Source organism: Cupriavidus sp. C3SS-1, assembly GCF_057073755.1.
Genome location: NZ_CP172699.1, coordinates 626467 through 644068, shown reverse-complemented (window position 1 = coordinate 644068; position 17602 = coordinate 626467). Strand labels below are relative to the sequence as shown.

The window sequence follows — 17602 nt, the reverse complement described above, 5'->3', positions numbered from 1 at the left end:
CGCGTGCTGGCCTCGCTCGCCGCAAGCCTGGCGCTTGCCGTACTGCCGGCCGCCGCCGGGGCGACGGAATTCGAGGGTCTGCGCTTTGACGATGCCGCGCGCGTGGCCGGCAAGGAGCTGCAGCTCAACGGCACCGCGCTGCGCTCGGGCCTGCTGCTCAAGGGCTACGTGGCGGCGCTGTACCTTCCCGAGAAGGCGCGCAACGCCACCGTGGTGCTCGGCACGTCCGGCACGAAGCGGCTGCAGTTCCGCATGCTCCGCGAAGTCGATCCCAACGTATTCGCCAGGGCGATGCAGAAAGGCATGCGCGAAAACCACAGTGAGCTGCAGATGCAGATGCTGTCGGCCCGGATGGTCCAGTTCGAACGCACCATCGACCAGGTCGGAACCGCCCGCAAGGGCGACGTGATCAACCTCGATTTTTCGCCGGACGCCGGTACCGTGGTCGCCATCAACGGCACCCCGCGCGGCCGCCCGATCCCCGGCGAGGACTTCTACCAGGCCGTGCTGCGCGTCTTCCTTGGCGAACACCCCGTCGACCGGGACGTCAAGCGCGGCCTGCTGGGCGGCTGAGGCCGCCGGTCATGATGTTGCCGCCAGCCGTGCCGCCACCTGCGGCGCGGCGGCGGCGTTTTCTTCCGGGCATCACCCCCGCCCGGACTTTCCTGACGGGAGACCTGATCTCATGCAAGCTGGCAAAATCGCTTTGACCCTGGCCCTGGCCACCGCGGCATCGGTCGCGCAAGCACAGAGCTTTCCGACCAAGCCGATCCGCCTGATCATTCCGTTCGCGCCGGGCGGCACCACCGACATCGTCGGTCGCGGCGCCGCCGACCAGATGAGCCGCATCCTGGGCCAGCCGGTGGTGGTCGAGAACCGCGCCGGCGGCGGCGGCTCGATCGGCGCCGACGCCATCGCCAAGGCGGCGCCCGACGGCTACACCATCGGCATCTCCACGGTGTCGACCATGGCCGTGAACCCGGCCTGCAATCCCAAACTCTCGTACGACCCGATCAAGGACTTCAAGCCCATCACGAACCTGGCCAACGTGGCCAACGTGATTGCGGTGAACCCGAGCTTCCCGGCCAAGAATTACAAGGAATTCCTGGCCGTGCTGAAAGCCAACCCGGGCAAGTACTCGTTCGCGACGTCCGGCACCTGTGCGTTCGGCCATATGCTGGGCGAACAGTTCAAGGTCTCGACCAAGACCTTCATGGTGCATATCCCGTACCGCGGCGCGGGCCCGGCGCTGAACGACGTGCTGGCCGGCCAGGTGCCGATCATGGTGGACAACCTGCCGTCGTCGATGCCTTACATCAAGGCCGGCAAGCTGCGCCCGATCGTGGTGGCTTGGAACAAGCGGGTGGATTCGCTGCCGGACGTGCCGACCTTTGGGGAGATGGGACTGAAGGAGCCTAACGATCCGGCCTGGTACGGGCTGGTGGCTCCGGCCGGGACGCCTGACGACGTCATCAAGAAGCTGAACGAGGCCGCAGTCAAGGCATTGCAGGACAAGGGCTTCCAGGAGCGTTTGCGTGCCGCCGGTGCGGAGCCCTCTGGCAATTCGCCTGCGCAGCATGCGGCGGAGATCAGGAAGGAGTTCGACAAGATGAAGAATCTTGTTAAGGTGCAGAACATCAAGCTGGAGCAGTAAGACGCTCTTTCGCACATACCGGGCCGCCTGCGGGCGGCTTTTTCTTTTTGGCTGGCTGGGGATATCGTGCTTGGCAGGCGCCTGCGTTTCGCCGGCGTAGCCGGCGAGTCACTTTTTGTCCAAGCGACAAAAAGTAACCAAAAAACGCGTTTACCTGCGGGCACAAGCCCAAGCGCGTAGAACCCACCTCCTTCGAAATCGCTGATCTGGGAGTGGTGCCCCTTTCCAGCGACTGAGTCATTCCGGTCTCTCTCCCTGGTGCCGCCCATCTCGGCAAAACGATTAAAATCCAGGCTTCGCTTCCGCTACTGCCATGCACGCTCCTTTCGACGCCATCCTCCCCGCGCCTTTTGGCAAGGTCGGCGTACGTGCCGACGATGCGCAGATCCGCGAGATCTTCTATTTGCCTGCGAACGTGGAAAGCGTGGCGCCGCGCAGCGCGATCATCCTGCGGCTCGCTGCGCAACTGGACGCCTATTACGCTAACGCGGATGCGCCCTTTGACGTGCCGCTGGCCATTGCCGGCACGCCGTTCCAGCGGCAGGTATGGCAGGCGATTTGCGCGGTGCCGCGCGGCGGGCTGACTACCTATGGCGATATCGCACGCAAGCTAGGCGGCGTGGCGCGCGCGGTCGGCCAGGCCTGCGGGCAGAATCCGCTGCCGATCGTGATCCCATGCCATCGCGTGGTGTCCGCAAACGGCATCGGCGGCTTCTCCCACCATGCCGAGGACGGCTTCCACCTGGAAGTGAAACGCTGGCTGCTGCGCCATGAAGGCGCCATGCTGCTATGAAGCGTCGCGCCGGCACCAGCCGGACGACACGCAAGCCGCGCGCCATGCACGTCGATGCGGATGCCGCCGCACTCGATGCCGCCATCGCCCCCGAACTCGACCTCGTCGGCCGCTTCTGCGATGCCCTGTGGCTGGAGGACGGCCTGTCGCGCAACACCATGGACGCCTACCGGCGCGACCTCGCCTTGCTGGCGCGGTGGCTGCATCAAACCGGCAACGGTGGCCTGCTGGACATTGGCGACACCGAGCTGAATGCCTACTTCCTCGCGCGCCACCCCGAGACCCGCGCCTCGTCCTCGAACCGCCGCCTGGCCGTGTTCCGCCGCTTCTACCAGTGGGCGCTGCGCGAGCAGATGATCCAGGCCGATCCATGCATCCTGCTGCGCCCCGCCAAGCAGCCGCCACGCGTGCCAAAGACGCTCTCCGAAGCACAGGTGGAAGCCCTGCTCGAAGCGCCCGATACCGGCACGCCGCTCGGCCTGCGCGACCGCACCATGCTGGAGCTGATGTACGCGAGCGGCCTGCGCGTGTCGGAACTGACCCAGATGAAGACGGTGGAGATTGGCCTGAACGAAGGCGTGGCGCGCGTGGTCGGCGGCAAGGGCGACAAGGAACGCCTGGTGCCGTTCGGCATGCAGGCCGGCGACTGGCTGCGCCGCTACCTGGCCAGCGCGCGTCCCGCGCTGCTGGCCGGCCGCGCCTGCGACGCGCTGTTCGTCACGCAGCGTGGCGAAGGCATGACGCGCCAGGCCTTCTGGCACCTGATCAAGCGCCATGCGTTCGATGCCGGCATCAACGTGCCGTTGTCGCCGCACACGCTGCGGCATGCGTTTGCCACGCACCTGCTCAACCACGGCGCCGACCTGCGCGTGGTTCAGCTGCTGCTGGGCCACGCCGATATCTCCACGACACAGATCTACACCCACGTGGCGCGCGAGCGGCTGCGCGAGCTGCACCAGCAGCACCATCCGCGCGGCTAACGATCTGTTGTCCCGTCCTGCCTGCAACCCGACATGAGCAAATCGAAACATATCTCGGAAACCCCGGCTACCCAGTTCCTGCGCCGGCAGGGCGCCGCCTTCGGCGAGCATCCGTATGAATACGTGGACCATGGCGGCACCGGCGAATCGGCACGCCAGCTTGGCGTGCCCGAACATGACGTGGTCAAGACCCTGATCATGGAAGACGAGCGCGCGCAGCCACTGGTGGTGCTGATGCACGGCGACTGCTCCGTGTCGACCAAGAACCTGGCGCGCCAGATCGGCTGCAAAAGCGTGCAGCCGTGCAAGCCCGAAGTCGCGCAGCGGCACAGCGGCTATATGGTCGGCGGCACCTCGCCGTTCGGCACGAAGAAGCGCATGCCGGTGTATGTGGAGGCGACGGTGCTGGAGCTTGAGAAGATCTATATCAACGGAGGACGGCGCGGCTACCTGATCAGCCTGGACCCGAAGCTCCTGACCACGCTGGTCGATGCAAAACCCGTGGAGTGCGCGCTGCCCGACTGACCCGCCGGTGTCGGTGGCGGATATTGGGGAAGTCACGCTCGTGGCGAACCCGCCGCCGCGCTACAATCCCGCCAATTCCAGACAAGGCAGCCACTGCCCGCGCATCCCCTCATGGCCAACCTGCTATTCGCCCTTGCCGCCTACCTGATCGGGTCGGTCTCCTTTGCGGTCGTCGTCAGCAAGGTCATGGGCCTGCCCGATCCGCACAGCTACGGATCCGGCAACCCGGGCGCGACCAACGTGCTGCGCACCGGGAACAAGAAGGCGGCCATCTTCACGCTGATCGGCGACGCCCTCAAGGGCTGGCTCGCGGTCTGGCTGGCGAGCCGTTTCGGGCCCGCGTACGGCGTCGATGACAACGGCCTCGCCATGGTCGCGCTTGCTGTGTTCCTCGGCCACCTGTTTCCGGTGTTCCACCGCTTTGCCGGCGGCAAGGGCGTCGCCACGGCGGCGGGCATCCTGCTGGCCGTCGACCCGATCCTGGGCCTGGCCACGCTGGCCACCTGGCTCATCATTGCGTTCTTCTTCCGCTATTCGTCGCTGGCCGCACTGGTCGCAGCGATCTTCGCGCCGTTCTTCTACGTGCTGATGGAAGGCATCGACGCCATGGCCGGCGCGATCCTGGTAATCGGCATCCTGCTGATCGCGCGCCACCGCCAGAACATCACCAAGCTGCTCACCGGCAAGGAAAGCCGCATCGGCGAGAAGAAGAAGGTCTGAGCGCCGCGCTGCTCTACTCCATCAGCGCCGGACCGAAATGCCGCCACGGATCGAATGGCGTCGCGGCTGGCTGACGGGCTGCAATAAAGATGATGCGCGAGCGTGCCGGTGACTGGAGCAGCGCCTGCGCCTCAAGCGTCCAGCGCTTGCCGCAGATCTGCAGTAGCCGCGGCGCATCCTCACCTTCCAGGAACACCATGCCCTTGCCGCGCAACACGTGTGCGGGCAAGGCGTCGAGCGCGCGCTCCAGGTCGGCACGCCGGAAGCGGATCGACGAGGCAAAGCTGCTGCCGGCGAAGACATCGGCATGGTCGGCCCCGATGGTTGCGGCTTCATTGCCGATACCGCCCGCCATCGCGGTTGCGCCCAGGTCCGGCCCCAGGATCAGGCTCGGGTCGACCTCGCCGTGCCGGCATGCGTGCACGCGCGCATCCGGCACCTCCGCAGCCAGCCAGTCGCGCACCGCTTCCAGCGATGGCGCATCGACCAGATCCGCCTTGTTCAGCAGCACCAGGTCGGCCGCACCCAGCTGCGCACGCACGGTGTCGCCGACATAGCGGTCGGCAGCCAGGCGCCGCACGGCTGCGGCGTCCACCACCGTCACCACGCCTTCGCAGCGAAAGCCGGCATTGGCACGGCCGATCTGTGCGATGCGGGCCGGATCCCCCACCCCACTCGCTTCGACCAGTACGCGCCCGGGCGGATCGGGCAGCTGCAGCACCTTCAGAAAGGCCTGCATCAGGTCGCCGCCGACCGCGCAGCACACGCAGCCGTTGGTCAGGCTGATGATGCCCTCGGACATGCCCGGGGCACCACGGGCGATCAGTTCGGCGTCGATGTTGATGGCGCCGAAATCATTCACCATCACCAGCACGCGCTCGCGCTGCTGTGTGCGCAGCAGGTGGTTGAGCAGGCTGGTCTTTCCGGCGCCGAGAAAGCCGCCGAGCACCGTCAGCGCAATGTCCGGGCGTTGCATCAGGCATTCCCCGGCGCCGGAAAGACCTTGCCGCCCAGCACCGTGCCCCAGACGGGCACGTCGCGCAGGTTCGCTGGCGGCACCGCGAGTGGATCGTCTTCCAGCACCGCGAAATCGGCATGCTTGCCCACTTCGATGCTACCCACCAGATGATCCATGCGCAGCGTATAGGCGGCACCCAGGGTCATCGCGTGCAATGCGTCCTGCACCGAAATGCGCTCGCCCGCGCCCAGGACGCGGCCGCTCGCGGTCTGGCGGTTGACCGCGCACCAGGCGGTGAACAGCGGCCCGATCGGCGTGATCGGCGCGTCCGAGTGCAGGGAGAACGGCACGCCGCTGCGCAGCGCGCTTTGGGCGGCGTTCATGCGATTGGCGCGGTCCGGCCCGACCGTCATGGTGTAGTGCGCATCGCCCCAGTAGAACAGGTGGTTGGCGAACAGGTTGGCGCACAGGCCCAGCGCCGCCATGCGCCGGAACTGCGCGGGGGACGCAAGCTGGCAGTGCTGCAGCGTATGGCGGTGGTCCCAGCGCGGATGCTTGCGCAGCACGCCTTCGACCGCATCCATGGCCAGCTCGGTCGCTTCGTCGCCGTTGGTGTGGATATGCACCGTCAGGCCAGCGCGGTGATAAACGGCAAGCACCTCTTCTACCTGCTGCGGCGGCATCACCCACAAGCCGTTGGCGGCGCCGTTGTAGTAGCCCGGCCAGCTCATGCGCGCGGTAAAGCCCTGGATCGATCCGTCGATCACAAGCTTGACCAAACCGAAGTGCAGCTTGTCGGTATTGCCCTCCATCGCCTGCGCCACGCGCTGCGCGCCACCGCCTTCCTGATCGCGCAGCGGTGCGTAAGCCGGCACCATGCGCACGGGGAAATCGGGGTCCGCGGTGACCCGGCCCAGGTTGGACACGGCCTCCGCATCGAGGCTGTTGACCAGATCGGTCGCGGTGGTCACGCCGGCCTGCTGCGCCACGCGGCCAAAATTGCGGATGCCCTCCTCGGTTTGCCCGGCATCGAAGAACACATTGCCGAGCAGCCTGAACACCAGGAACATCGCGGCAAATTCCTGCAGCTCGCCGGTCGGCAAGCCGTCGCTGTCCTTGGCGATGCCGTCCACCGGCGTTGCGGCATCGATGCCCGCCGCTTCCAGCATGGCGGTGTTGACGTTCATCAGGTGCATGCTGGCATGCATGACCACGATGCGGCGCGTGGCCGAGACCTGGTCCAGGTGCCGCGCGGTCATGCGCGCTCGGCCGAAGTGGATCGGATCGAAGCCCCATGCCAGCAGCGGCTGTCCGGAGTCCTGCAACTGCGCCTGCGCTTCCCGCAGGCGCTCCACCACGGCGTCAAAGCTCTTCAGGCCGGGCCATACGCGCCCGTCCGGGCCGCGGCGGTCGTAGTAGCCGACATAGACGAACTTCCACATGCCGCCTTCGAGCAGATGCGAATGCCCTTCGATCAAACCGGGCATCAGTACTTTGTCGGCAAAGCGCGTGTCGAGCGTCGCCGTGCCCCAGCCGGCCAGGTCCTCGGCACAGCCTACGCCCAGGATGCGGCCGTCGCGCACGGCGACATGCGTGGCGACGGGTTGCATCGGATTCATGGTGAGGATCTTGCGCGCCGCGTAGACGGTGATGGGCGACTGGCTCATATGGGGTCTCCGATTATTCGTGTTGAAAGTCGTTGATGTCGTTGCGGCTCACGCAGCGGCCAGCGCCGGCTTGCTTGCCGGCACGCAACTGGCCATTGGCGAACGCGGCATGCCCTGCACCAGCTCGACGCGATGGCAGGCCACCGCATGGTCCGCGCCAAACTCGCGCAGTACGGGAGCCTCGGTCCGGCAGCGCGCCTCCGCCACCGGACAGCGCGTGTGGAAGTGGCAGCCGGCGGGCGGATTCAGCGGGCTGGGCGGATCGCCCTCGAGCCGGATGCGCGCACGGCTGGCCAGTTGCGCGGGATCCTTCACCGGCTCCGCGGACATCAGCGCGTGCGTGTACGGATGCAGCGGCGCACCGAACAGCCGCGCGCGGCTGCCGCGTTCGACGATCCGGCCGAGGTACATCACTGCAACCTCGTCGCACAGGTGCTGCACCACCGCCAGGTCATGCGAGATGAACACATAAGTCAGATCGCGCTCGCGCTGGATGCGCGCGAGCAGGTTGATCACCTGCGCCTGGATCGCCACATCGAGCGCCGATACCGGCTCGTCGCACACCACCAGCGACGGATTGACCGCCAGCGCCCGCGCAATGCCGATGCGCTGCCGCTGCCCGCCCGAGAACTGGTGCGGGAACAGTTGCTTCTGGTCCGGGCGCAGGCCGACCAGCCCCATCAGCTCGTCGACGCGTGCATCGATCTGCCGCGCGTCCATGCAGGTCAGCTGGCGCATCGGCTTGGCGATGATGGCCTCGACACGCTGGCGCGGATCGAGCGAGGAGTACGGGTCCTGGAAGATCATCTGGACCCGCCGCCGCATTTCAAGCTGTGCGGGTCCGCGCTCACGCAGCATGTCGATGCCATCGAGCATGGCATGGCCGCCCGTGCTCTGGATCAGCTGCATCAACGCCAGTGCGGTGGTGGACTTGCCGCAGCCGGATTCGCCGACGATGCCAAACGCGCTGCCGCGCCGCACCTGGAAGCTGATGCCGTCGACGGCATGGACCTTGGGCACCTTGGCGAAAGGATGCGGCCGGCGCAGATTGTAGTGCACGCGCAAGTCGCGCACGTCGAGCAGGACATCCTGGTTCGAAGCCAATGGCATGGTTCAACCCTCCACGGCCACGGTGGCCGGTACAGCGCCGGCAGCTTCGCGCAGCCAGCAAGCCGCCAGGTGGCCGCCGTTATCGAACATCGGCGGCCGATCGCCGCAGCGGCTGGCCGCGCGCGTGCAGCGCGGCGCGAAAGCGCAGCCGGCGCCGAGCTGGTCCAGCGCCGGCACCACGCCCGGAATCTCGGGCAGAGGCGCGGGCCTGCAATCGCGCAGCGCACTGGCGGCATCCACATGCAGCACGCAGTCGAGCAGCCCACGCGTGTACGGATGCGAAGGCCGCGCCAGCACCGTATCGACGCGTCCTTCTTCGATCTTGCGGCCCGCGTACATCACCATCACGCGGTCGGCCAGTTCGGCAATGGCGCCCATGTTGTGGGTGATCAGGATGATGGCGGTGCCGAGCTGGCGCCGCACATCGCGCAGCAGGTCGAAGATCTGCGCCTGCACAGTGACGTCCAGCGCGGTGGTGGGCTCGTCGGCGATCAGCACCTTGGGACGGCCCGCCAGCGCCATGGCGATCATCGCGCGCTGGCGCATGCCGCCCGACAGCTCGTGCGCATACTGGTCGACGCGGTGGGCCGGCTCGGGAATCTTCACTGCATCGAGCAGCGCCACCGCTTCGGCGCGCGCGGCGCGCATGCCCATGCCGCGATGGCGCACGATGGTCTCGACGATCTGCTGGCCCACGGTGAAGACCGGGTTGAGCGCGGTCATCGGCTCCTGGAAGATCATGCCGATATCCCGGCCGCGCACGTCGCGCATGCGTGCGGGCGGCAGCGCGAGCAGGTCCTGGCCGCCAAGGCGGATGGTGCCTGCGGTGATGCGGCCCGGCGCTGGCACCAGTTGCAGCAGCGACAGGCTGGTCATGCTTTTGCCACAGCCCGATTCGCCGACGATGCCGAGCACCTCGCCGGCATCCAGGTGGAATCCCACATCGTCCAGGACGCGCACGGGTCCCTTGGCAGTGCGGAACTCCACGCACAGCCCCTCCACTTCCAGCAACGGCTTGCGGTCTCTTTCCATGCGGGCTCCTTCAGCGCTGGCGCAGTTTCGGGTTGAGGGCATCGTTGAGGCCATCGCCCACGAGACAGATGGCCAGCACCGTGAAGAAGATCGCCATACCCGGGAACATCACCGACCACCACGCTTCGAAGATCTGGTCGCGCGAATTGCCGATCATGTAGCCCCAGCTGGTGATATCGGGATCGGACAGCCCGATGAACGCCAGCCCGGACTCGAACAGGATGGCCACGCCGACGTTGAGCGCCAGCGCCACGATCAGCGGCGGCGAGGCATTCGGCAGGATCACGCGGAAGATGATGTTGGCGTTGCTGGTGCCGATGGCGCGCTCGGCACGGACGAACTCGCGCTCGCGCAGCTTGAGGAATTCGGCGCGCGTCAGACGCGCCAGCGGCGGCCAGCTGACCAGCCCGATCACCACGATCACCGTGCCGATCTTGGCGCCGAACACCGCGACCAGCACCATCGCCAGCACGATGGGCGGCAGCACCTGGAAGAACTCGGTCACGCGCATCAGCACGGTGTCGATCCAGCCACGGTGATAGCCAGCCAGCGCGCCGACCAGCACGCCAATCACCAGCGTGGTCGCGGTGGCAGCGAGTCCGATGGCCAGCGTCACGCCGGCGCCGTGGATCAGTCCGGCAAGCACGTCGCGGCCGAGGTAGTCGGCGCCCAGCGGCGCATCCGCCGATGGCGGCGACAGCGGCGCGGCCACCACGTCCTGCGGATTGACGGCATAAAGCGCGGGTCCGATCAGGCCGGCCAGCGCAATGGCCAGCAGCACGAGCGCGCCGAGCACCGCGCCACGGTTATGCAGGAACAGTTTCCATCCGGTGTTCATTTCAGTCTCCGGTGCGAATGCGGGGATCGAGCAGGCTGTACAGGTAGTCGGTCAGGATGTTGGCCACCACCACCATCGCGCTGGACATCAGCAGGATGCCGAGCATCAGCGGATAGTCGCGGTTGAGCACGGCGTCCGAGGCCAGGCGGCCAAGCCCGGGCCAGTTGAACACGGTCTCGACCAGCACCGCGCCGGCCAGCGCGTGCGAGAACTGCAGCCCGGCCAGGGTGACGATCGGCAGCAGCGTGTTCTTGAGCGCATGGCGGTAGACCACCACGCGTTCGCTCATGCCCTTGGCGCGCGCGGTGCGGATATAGTCCGCGCCGAGCACGTCGAGCATCGTGGCGCGCGCCTGGCGGCTGTATTGCGCCAGGTAGATCATCGCCAGCGAAACCACCGGCAGCACCAGATGGTGCAGCACGTCTGCCGCCAGGGCCCAGCCCTCGGCGCGCTGGCCCATGGTGTACATGCCCGACGCCGGAAACACCGGCAGCCAGTAGGCGAAGGCGATCAGCAGCATCATGCCGCTCCAGAACACCGGCGCGGCAAAGCCTGCCAGCGACAGGAACGTCACCAGGCCGCTGACGGCGCCGCGCGGACGATGCGCCGACAGCGCGCCGAGCAAGGTGCCGATCACCACGGCGAGCAGCAGCGCGGGCAGCACCAGCATCAGGGTATTCGGCACGCGATCGAAGATCAGCGTGGTCACGGGCTGGTGGAAGAAGAGCGAGTCGCCCAGGTGTCCGGACAGCACGTTGCCGACATAGGCCGCCAGGCGCTGGCCCAGCCCGGCATCCAGGCCCATCTGCGTGCGCAGGGCCGCGAGCTGTTCGGCGGTCGCGCCGCCGGACTGCGCCGCGATCACGTCCGCCACGTCGCCGGGCGCGGCCGACAGCAACAGGAAATTGAGCACCACCACGGCCAGCACCATCAGGGCGCCGGCGCCGAGGCGGCGCGAGAGGTAGATCAGGGTATGCATGCGGAGCGGCCCGTTGGTTGATGATCGACGTGAGCGGCCCGCCGCGCCCATGGCACGGCAGGTCCCTTGTCCCTTCGGTACGGCCGGGCCTATTTGGCCCAGTACACTTCGTCGAACGGCGCGAACGCGCCCCAGATGCTGCCCGGCAGCCCGCGCAGTTTCTTGTTGGCGACCGAACTCACCGGCGCGGTGTTGAGCCACGCGACCGGTACCTCGCTGTTGACGATCTTCTGGAAGCGGTCGTAGAGCGCGGCGCGTTTGGCGGTGTCGGTCTCGGAGGCGGCCTCGGCAAGGATCTTGTCGACCTCGGCATTGGCATAGCCCTGCGTGTTGGACCAGATCACGCCCTTCTTGATATTGCCCGACTGGTAGGTGCGCGCGACGCCGATCACCGGATCGCCCCAGTTGAAGACCGAGTCGGTGGTCATGTCGAAGTCCCAGCTGGCGATGCGCTGCGACCAGGTCGGGAAATCCGGCGAGGGGCGCAGTTGCGCCTGGATGCCGACCTTGGCCAGTTGCGGGCGCAGGTACTCCGCCACCAGTTGCGAGGTATCCGGAGCGCCCGGCAGGAAGTCCAGGCGCAGCGCGAAGCGCGTGCCGTCCGCCTTCTTCGGATAGCCCGCCTCATCCAGCAGCTTGTTGGCGCGTGCCAGGTCCACCTTGTAGGGGTCCAGCGTCTTGCTATAGAACGGGCTGGCCGGATGGACCGGGCCCCAGGCCGGTTGCGAGCGGCCGCGCTGCAGCTTCTGCGAGATGAAATCGCGGTCGATGGCGTAGGAGATGGCCTGGCGCACCTTCACGTTGGCGAGCGGACCCTGGCGCGTGTTGAAGGCCAGCCAGTTCAGCGAGCCGACGCCCTCGTAGCCGCTGCGGGTGACCGTGAGCTTCGGATCGGCCGCGAGGCGGTCCACATCCGCGATACGGAACGGAGCGAAAGCAACGAAGTGAATGTCTCCGCGCTGCATGGCCAGCGCCGCCGCCGCGCGATCGGGCACGATGCTGTAGGTGATCTTGTCCAGGTACGGCTTGCCCTTGCGGAAGTAGCCGTCAAAGCGCGCCAGCGTGAGGTATTCGCCGGGCTTGTACTCGACGAAGCGGAACGGACCCGAACCGACCGGCGCGTTGTTCTTCGGGTTCTGGCGGATCGGCCCGTCGCTGTAGACATGCTTGGGCAGGATCGGCATCAGTGCCGGTGTCGAGCACGCGAGCAGCAGCGCCGGATTGGGCTGCTTGAGCCGGAACACTGCAGTGTGAGCGTCCGGTGTCTCGACCTTGTCCAGCGCTGCCAGCATCGCGGGGCCAAACGGATGATTGGCCTTGACGGTCTCGGCCGAGAACGCGACGTCGGCAGAGGTGATCGGCTTGCCGTCGTGGAATTTTGCGTCCTTGTTGAGCTTGAACGTGTAGGTCAGGCCGTCCGGCGACACGCTCCAGCTATCGGCGAGATACGGGTGGAACTGCCATTTCGCGTCGGCCTGCAGCAGGCTGGCGAACAGCTGCGATGCGGGCACACCCGTTGCCACGCCCGACTGGATGGCCGGGTTCAGCGAGTTGATCGCCGTGATCGAAAGCACATTGAGACTGCCGCCGCGCGTGACTTCCTCGCTGTGCGCGTGGGCAGCGGCGGACATCAGCAAGGCGGCGGTGCCGAGGCGCGTGCTCGCACGCACGATCTGTTTGAAGCTCGTCAACATCGGTTCTCCCTTCGTATCCGGCGTGCCAGCGCAAGCACCGGCAATGCCAGACCTGGCACGACCTAGAGGGTCCGTCCGCCCGGCAATGCGGTGGCGGCGATATCACTGACTTGAGGCGGGATCGAAGCGTGCTGTCTTGCACCGGCCCTCTGGTCTTATAGGCGAGGCGGCGCTGGACTCGATAGGTCCAGTTAAGGGGATTCGGTGGGGCCAGAGTCAGCGTGCCGTGAGCTACCCGTTGCAGGAGCGAGGCTGAGAGGAGATCGGTGAGTTGTCAATCGAGGTAATCCTGAGCCGCCTGTTCCCGCCCTGCTTCTTCTCGCGCCATATTCCGCTCGAAGCAACGGACACAAACTGAGCTCTTGCTTCGCGTCTTCCGCGAAGCACTGCAGAAATTCCTGCAGTGCAAATTCGAGTCTTCCCCATCCGCTTCGAAGCCGGTTTCGCCATTCTCGACCTGTTGCGTGGCGCAGGCACTTGCTTATTCACGCGCGCCCGACGGCCGTCCGCGTGGATTCTTGGAGGCCCCAATAAATGATGCAAGAACCTAGATGGCGGCCTGGACAAACTCAAGGTTGTCTTTGCTGCCGGTTCTGCAAAAGAACAGAAGGGATCTGATGCGAGAACCAACAAACGATCAGTGGAAAAGTATGGCGCCAGAACAAAAGAAGACCTACAAGGTCTTCATTGGCGTAGTTTTAATTCTTCTGGCCATACTTTTGATCAGGAAGTTGGTCTTTTGAATGACTCACCTCCGGTCCCGGATCGACGCCCCAGTGCCTCGGCATGTGGGCTCGCAGCCTGTCTCCATCTTCCCCTACGCCGCCGCCCCCCCAAACAACATCTCAACCCTAAACCCCCCATCCTCGGCATTCACAAGGTTAAGCTTCCCCCCCGCCTGCCGCACAAGCCGATCCACGATAGCCAGCCCCAGCCCCGAATGAGCATTCCCGCCGCGCGCTGGATCCAGCCGCACGAACGGCAGCGTAACGCGTTCCTTGTCCGCCTCAGGAATCCCCGCCCCCTGGTCTTCCACCACCAGCAGATACCCGTCCGGCGTGCGCGTCGTCGCGATGCATACCGGCGGCTTGCCATACACATAGGCGTTGTCGACAAGATTGCCGATGATCCGATCCAACTGCGTGGCAATCATTCGAAATCCATCACCGGCACCCAGCGACAGCACCACCTGCCGTTCCTGCTCCGCGAGCGAGGCAGCCAGTTCATTCACCCGACGGTCCACCGGCACCGGCCGCGCAGTCGGCTCACTGGTCTGTGCAAAGCTCAGAAACTGTTCCACGATAGCCGCCATCGAATCGACATCGCGCGTCACGCCCGCCGCCGCCTTCGGGTCCGACAACAACTCCGCGCGCAGCCGCAGCCGCGCCAGCGGTGTCTTCAAATCGTGCGCAATGCCGGCCAGCATGGTGTTGCGCTCCTGGTCGATGCGCGTCAGGTCCGCCACCATGCGGTTGAATCGCTCGATCAACTGGCGCAGCTCATGCGGCCCGCGCTCGCGCAGCGGCGCTACCGGCTGCTGCCGGGACAACTGCTCCGCAGCCGCCGCCATGTCGCGCACCGGCCGCTGAATCTGCCACGCGATCAGCAGCGCAAAGATGATGGCCACGCCCACGACAAGCATCACGCCCGGCACGAGCCGGTTGTCGGGCGGAGGATTGTGAACCCAAAGGATCGGCATGGCGATCCAGTTGTCGCGCGTCGGCAGCTTGATCCACAGCCGCGGCGTGGCTTCGTCCTCGACCCGGATCTCGGTGCCTTGCGGCAGGCGGGTGATGAACTGCTCCACCAGCCGCCGCGAGCGGCCCTTGGGCACGATGGTGTGTTCTTCGGCGCTGGCCTCGCTGGCCACCTCCACCAGGCTCGGCAGCGGCACGGGCGGGCGCGCATCGAGCGCGCGCTGGATGCTGGCGAACTGGAACAGCATCTGCTCGACCGAATAATCCACCTGTTGCTGGCGCCGGTCCATGCGCAGGATGGCCAGCCAGGAGAAATGGCTGATCACCAGCACGGCAGCGATCAGCAGCGCGATGCGGCCGAACAGGGTATCAATACGCAACTTCATGTCGGGCTCGTCGTTGCCGCCATGCCGTCAGATCGACAGCCGCGGCGGCATGGGCGTCACTGCGGAATGTCTTCGGCTTCGTCGGGCACGAACGTGTAGCCGCGCCCGCGCACGGTCTGGATGTAGCGCGGCCGCTGCGCGTCTTCGTCGAGCAGCCGGCGCAGGCGCCAGATCTGCACGTCGATGCCGCGATCGCTGATGCCACTGGCGGTGCCGTACATCAGCTCGACGATGCGCTCGCGCGAAAGCACTTCGAGCGGATGCATCAGCAGCAGCTTGAGCAGCGCGAACTCGGTGTCGCTGATCGACAGCACCTGGCCCGCGCGCTGCAGCGAGCGCTGTCGGAAATTCACGCGGAACGGCCCGAACGCGATCGACTCGCGGTCTTCGGGCGCAGCCGCCGGACGCGCCAGCTTGCGGCGCAGCACGGCATTGATGCGCGCCAGCAGCTCGCGCGGCGAGAACGGCTTGCCAAGATAGTCGTCGGCGCCGATCTCCAGGCCCACGATACGGTCGATCTCGTCGCTGCGTGCGGTCAGCAGGATCACCGGAATATCGTCGTTCTTGGCCCGCAGGTTGCGCAGCGCGGTCAGGCCATCGACCTTCGGCATCATCAGGTCCAGCACGATCAGCGCCGGACGTTCGCGCTCCAGGCGCGCCTGCAGGCCGTCGCCGTCGTGCAGCACGGAGACGGCAAAGCCTTGCTGGGTCAGGTACTCCCGCAGCAGGTCGCGCAGTTCAGGGTCGTCGTCGACGACAAGGATCTGGGTGGGCTGGTTCGTTCGCATAGGCACATGATAGTCAGGCTGGCCGCTTTCCTGCCGAATCGGGCTGGCGGCTTTGTTTCCGGAGATTACACGGGCGGCGCTGGTAATCCTCTGTAATAAACGCAGGCCGCGCTGAAACACGTGCATCCGGCGTCTCACATTATCCTTGCGGCATGGCATGCCTTTGCGCTGCCCGGCCTACCCGCAGGCCGCTGCCCCACGTGGGCAGAACCCCACGCCAGATGGGGCTAGTGCCGCACCTGATGCGGCATACTGCAAGCATCGCCGCGCCCGAGACCGCGCGAAGAACGCCGGCGCATAACGCGCCGCTCCCATGGATTCCGGACATGTCGAACCCCGAACAAGGCCAACACCTCACCCCGCCGTCCCGTCCACCGCAGGATCCCGGTCGCTCGCCGCGCCGCAAGCTGATCGCCACAGCCCTCGTCGTGCTGCTCGCCGGAGGCGGCTGGTACTGGTACAGCCACCGCGGCGCCGGCCCGGGAACGCAGGCGACCCGCGGCCCCGGCGGCGCCAGTGGTCCGGGCGCGCCGGGACGTGGCGGCGCCGGCGCGCCTCGCTCGCCGGTCGTGGTATCCACGGTCGCGCAGCGCGACATGGACGTAGTCCTGAACGGGCTGGGCAACGTCACGCCAGTGTCCAACGTCACCGTGCGCGCCCAGGTGTCGGGCCCGCTGCTCAAGGTGCTGTTCAAGGAAGGCCAGATGGTCAAGGCCGGCGACGTGCTGGCCGAAATCGACCCGCGCCCGTTCCAGGCCGCCGTGGACCAGGCCGTCGGCCAGCTGGCTCGCGACCAGGCGCTGCTGCAGAACGCGCGGCTGGACCAGAAGCGCTACAAGACCCTGCTGCAGCAGGACTCGATCTCCAGCCAGCAGGTCGATACACAGGACGCGCTGGTGCGCCAGTACGAAGGCGTGGTCAAGACCGACCAGGGCAACGTGGATAATGCGAGGCTGCAGCTGGGCTATACCAAGATCGTCGCGCCGGTGTCGGGCCGCATCGGCCTGCGGCAGGTGGACCCTGGCAATATCGTCAATACGTCCGACACCAACGGCATCGCGCTGATCACGCAGATCCAGCCGATTGCCGTGCTCTACACCATCCCCGAAGACAACCTGCCCGCGGTGCTGAAAAAACTCAACACGGGCGAGAAAATGCCGGTGCAGGCGTGGGACCGCCAGATGCGCAACCAGCTTGGCGACGGCGCGCTGCTGACCACCGACAACCAGATCGACACCACCACCGGCACGGTCAAGCTCAAGGCGATCTTCCCGAACGCCGACGGCATGCTGTTCCCGAACCAGTTCGTCAATGTGCGCACGCGCGTCGACACATTGAAGGACGCCACCGTCATTCCGGTGGCCGCCGTGCAGCGCGGCCAGCAAGGCACCTTCGTCTACGTGGTCGACGACAGCAGCAAGGTCAAGGTGCAAGTGGTCACGCTCGGGCCCGGCGACGGCACCCGCACCGCCGTGCTCAAGGGCGTGGAGCCTGGCCAGCGGGTGGTGGTCGATGGCGCCGACCGGCTCAAGGAAGGCATGACCGTGGAAGCCGTGGACCCCGCCGCACGCGCGGCCCAGCTGGTGCCGGCCAGCCAGCCGCGCGGACGTGGACGCCGCCGTGACGGCAGCGGCTGGGGTGGCGCCAGTGGCGCCCATGCCGACGGCGGCGCGAGCGCGCCGCAGGGCGAACACCGCCGCCAGCGCGAAGGTGCCGGCACGGGCGGTGCCAGCGGCGCCGCGGCCGATGCCTCCGCCGCGCGCCGCCAGCAGTAAGGATTC

16 protein-coding genes are annotated in these 17602 nt (G+C 66.7%); 7 read left to right on the top strand and 9 right to left on the bottom strand.

Annotation, left to right across the window (positions count from 1 at the left end; all coding sequences use genetic code 11):
* Nucleotides 1-3 precede the first annotated feature (3 nt).
* The 6 genes from ACIGJC_RS03035 (at nucleotide 4) to plsY (ending at nucleotide 4672) form a co-directional block, all read left to right on the top strand.
* Nucleotides 4-573 carry a chalcone isomerase family protein gene (locus ACIGJC_RS03035; RefSeq protein ID WP_483710551.1) on the top strand — a complete coding sequence of 190 codons (570 nt, stop codon included), beginning with the start codon at nucleotides 4-6 and terminating at the stop codon, nucleotides 571-573.
* Nucleotides 574-685: 112 nt separating this feature from the next.
* Nucleotides 686-1654, top strand: coding sequence for a tripartite tricarboxylate transporter substrate binding protein BugE (locus ACIGJC_RS03030; protein ID WP_483710550.1), 969 nt, complete (start codon nucleotides 686-688; stop codon nucleotides 1652-1654).
* Nucleotides 1655-1967: 313 nt separating this feature from the next.
* Nucleotides 1968-2447, top strand: coding sequence for a methylated-DNA--[protein]-cysteine S-methyltransferase (locus ACIGJC_RS03025; RefSeq protein ID WP_483710549.1), 480 nt, complete (start codon nucleotides 1968-1970; stop codon nucleotides 2445-2447).
* 44 nt (nucleotides 2448-2491) lie between these two features.
* Nucleotides 2492-3427 carry a site-specific tyrosine recombinase XerD gene (xerD, locus tag ACIGJC_RS03020; RefSeq protein ID WP_483711456.1) on the top strand — a complete coding sequence of 312 codons (936 nt, stop codon included), beginning with the start codon at nucleotides 2492-2494 and terminating at the stop codon, nucleotides 3425-3427.
* A gap of 33 nt (nucleotides 3428-3460) precedes the next feature.
* Nucleotides 3461-3952: an aminoacyl-tRNA deacylase gene (locus tag ACIGJC_RS03015; protein WP_483710548.1), complete on the top strand. Its 492-nt coding sequence runs from the start codon at nucleotides 3461-3463 to the stop codon at nucleotides 3950-3952.
* 111 nt (nucleotides 3953-4063) lie between these two features.
* The gene (plsY, locus tag ACIGJC_RS03010; RefSeq protein WP_483710547.1) at nucleotides 4064-4672 is read left to right on the top strand and encodes a glycerol-3-phosphate 1-O-acyltransferase PlsY; all 609 of its coding nucleotides are present in this window, start codon (nucleotides 4064-4066) and stop codon (nucleotides 4670-4672) included.
* Nucleotides 4673-4685: 13 nt separating this feature from the next.
* On the opposite strand, the gene ACIGJC_RS03005 is transcribed toward plsY, so the two are convergent.
* From ACIGJC_RS03005 to ACIGJC_RS02965, 9 genes are all read right to left on the bottom strand, one after another.
* Nucleotides 4686-5648, bottom strand: coding sequence for a CobW family GTP-binding protein (locus ACIGJC_RS03005; RefSeq protein ID WP_483710546.1), 963 nt, complete (start codon nucleotides 5646-5648; stop codon nucleotides 4686-4688).
* Complete coding sequence (locus ACIGJC_RS03000) at nucleotides 5648-7297, bottom strand: amidohydrolase (RefSeq protein ID WP_483710545.1); 1650 nt, start codon at nucleotides 7295-7297, stop codon at nucleotides 5648-5650. Before ACIGJC_RS03000 ends, ACIGJC_RS03005 begins: the two co-directional genes overlap by 1 nt.
* A gap of 48 nt (nucleotides 7298-7345) precedes the next feature.
* Nucleotides 7346-8407: an ABC transporter ATP-binding protein gene (locus tag ACIGJC_RS02995; protein ID WP_483710544.1), complete on the bottom strand. Its 1062-nt coding sequence runs from the start codon at nucleotides 8405-8407 to the stop codon at nucleotides 7346-7348.
* Between the two features lie 3 nt (nucleotides 8408-8410).
* Nucleotides 8411-9439, bottom strand: a complete 1029-nt coding sequence (locus tag ACIGJC_RS02990; RefSeq protein WP_483710543.1) for an ABC transporter ATP-binding protein — start codon at nucleotides 9437-9439, stop codon at nucleotides 8411-8413.
* A gap of 10 nt (nucleotides 9440-9449) precedes the next feature.
* Nucleotides 9450-10277 (bottom strand): ABC transporter permease, encoded by an 828-nt coding sequence (locus ACIGJC_RS02985; RefSeq protein ID WP_483710542.1) that lies wholly within the window; start codon nucleotides 10275-10277, stop codon nucleotides 9450-9452.
* A gap of 1 nt (nucleotide 10278) precedes the next feature.
* Nucleotides 10279-11256: an ABC transporter permease gene (locus tag ACIGJC_RS02980; RefSeq protein WP_483710541.1), complete on the bottom strand. Its 978-nt coding sequence runs from the start codon at nucleotides 11254-11256 to the stop codon at nucleotides 10279-10281.
* 89 nt (nucleotides 11257-11345) lie between these two features.
* Nucleotides 11346-12950 carry an ABC transporter substrate-binding protein gene (locus tag ACIGJC_RS02975; protein WP_483710540.1) on the bottom strand — a complete coding sequence of 535 codons (1605 nt, stop codon included), beginning with the start codon at nucleotides 12948-12950 and terminating at the stop codon, nucleotides 11346-11348.
* A gap of 817 nt (nucleotides 12951-13767) precedes the next feature.
* Nucleotides 13768-15033 carry an ATP-binding protein gene (locus tag ACIGJC_RS02970; protein WP_483710539.1) on the bottom strand — a complete coding sequence of 422 codons (1266 nt, stop codon included), beginning with the start codon at nucleotides 15031-15033 and terminating at the stop codon, nucleotides 13768-13770.
* Between the two features lie 56 nt (nucleotides 15034-15089).
* On the bottom strand, nucleotides 15090-15821 hold the full coding sequence (locus tag ACIGJC_RS02965) for a response regulator (RefSeq protein WP_483710538.1): 732 nt from the start codon (nucleotides 15819-15821) through the stop codon (nucleotides 15090-15092).
* 326 nt (nucleotides 15822-16147) lie between these two features.
* Here ACIGJC_RS02965 and ACIGJC_RS02960 point away from each other — a divergent pair, with 326 nt between their 5' ends.
* Nucleotides 16148-17596, top strand: coding sequence for an MdtA/MuxA family multidrug efflux RND transporter periplasmic adaptor subunit (locus ACIGJC_RS02960; RefSeq protein ID WP_483710537.1), 1449 nt, complete (start codon nucleotides 16148-16150; stop codon nucleotides 17594-17596).
* The last annotated feature ends 6 nt before the right edge of the window (nucleotides 17597-17602 follow it).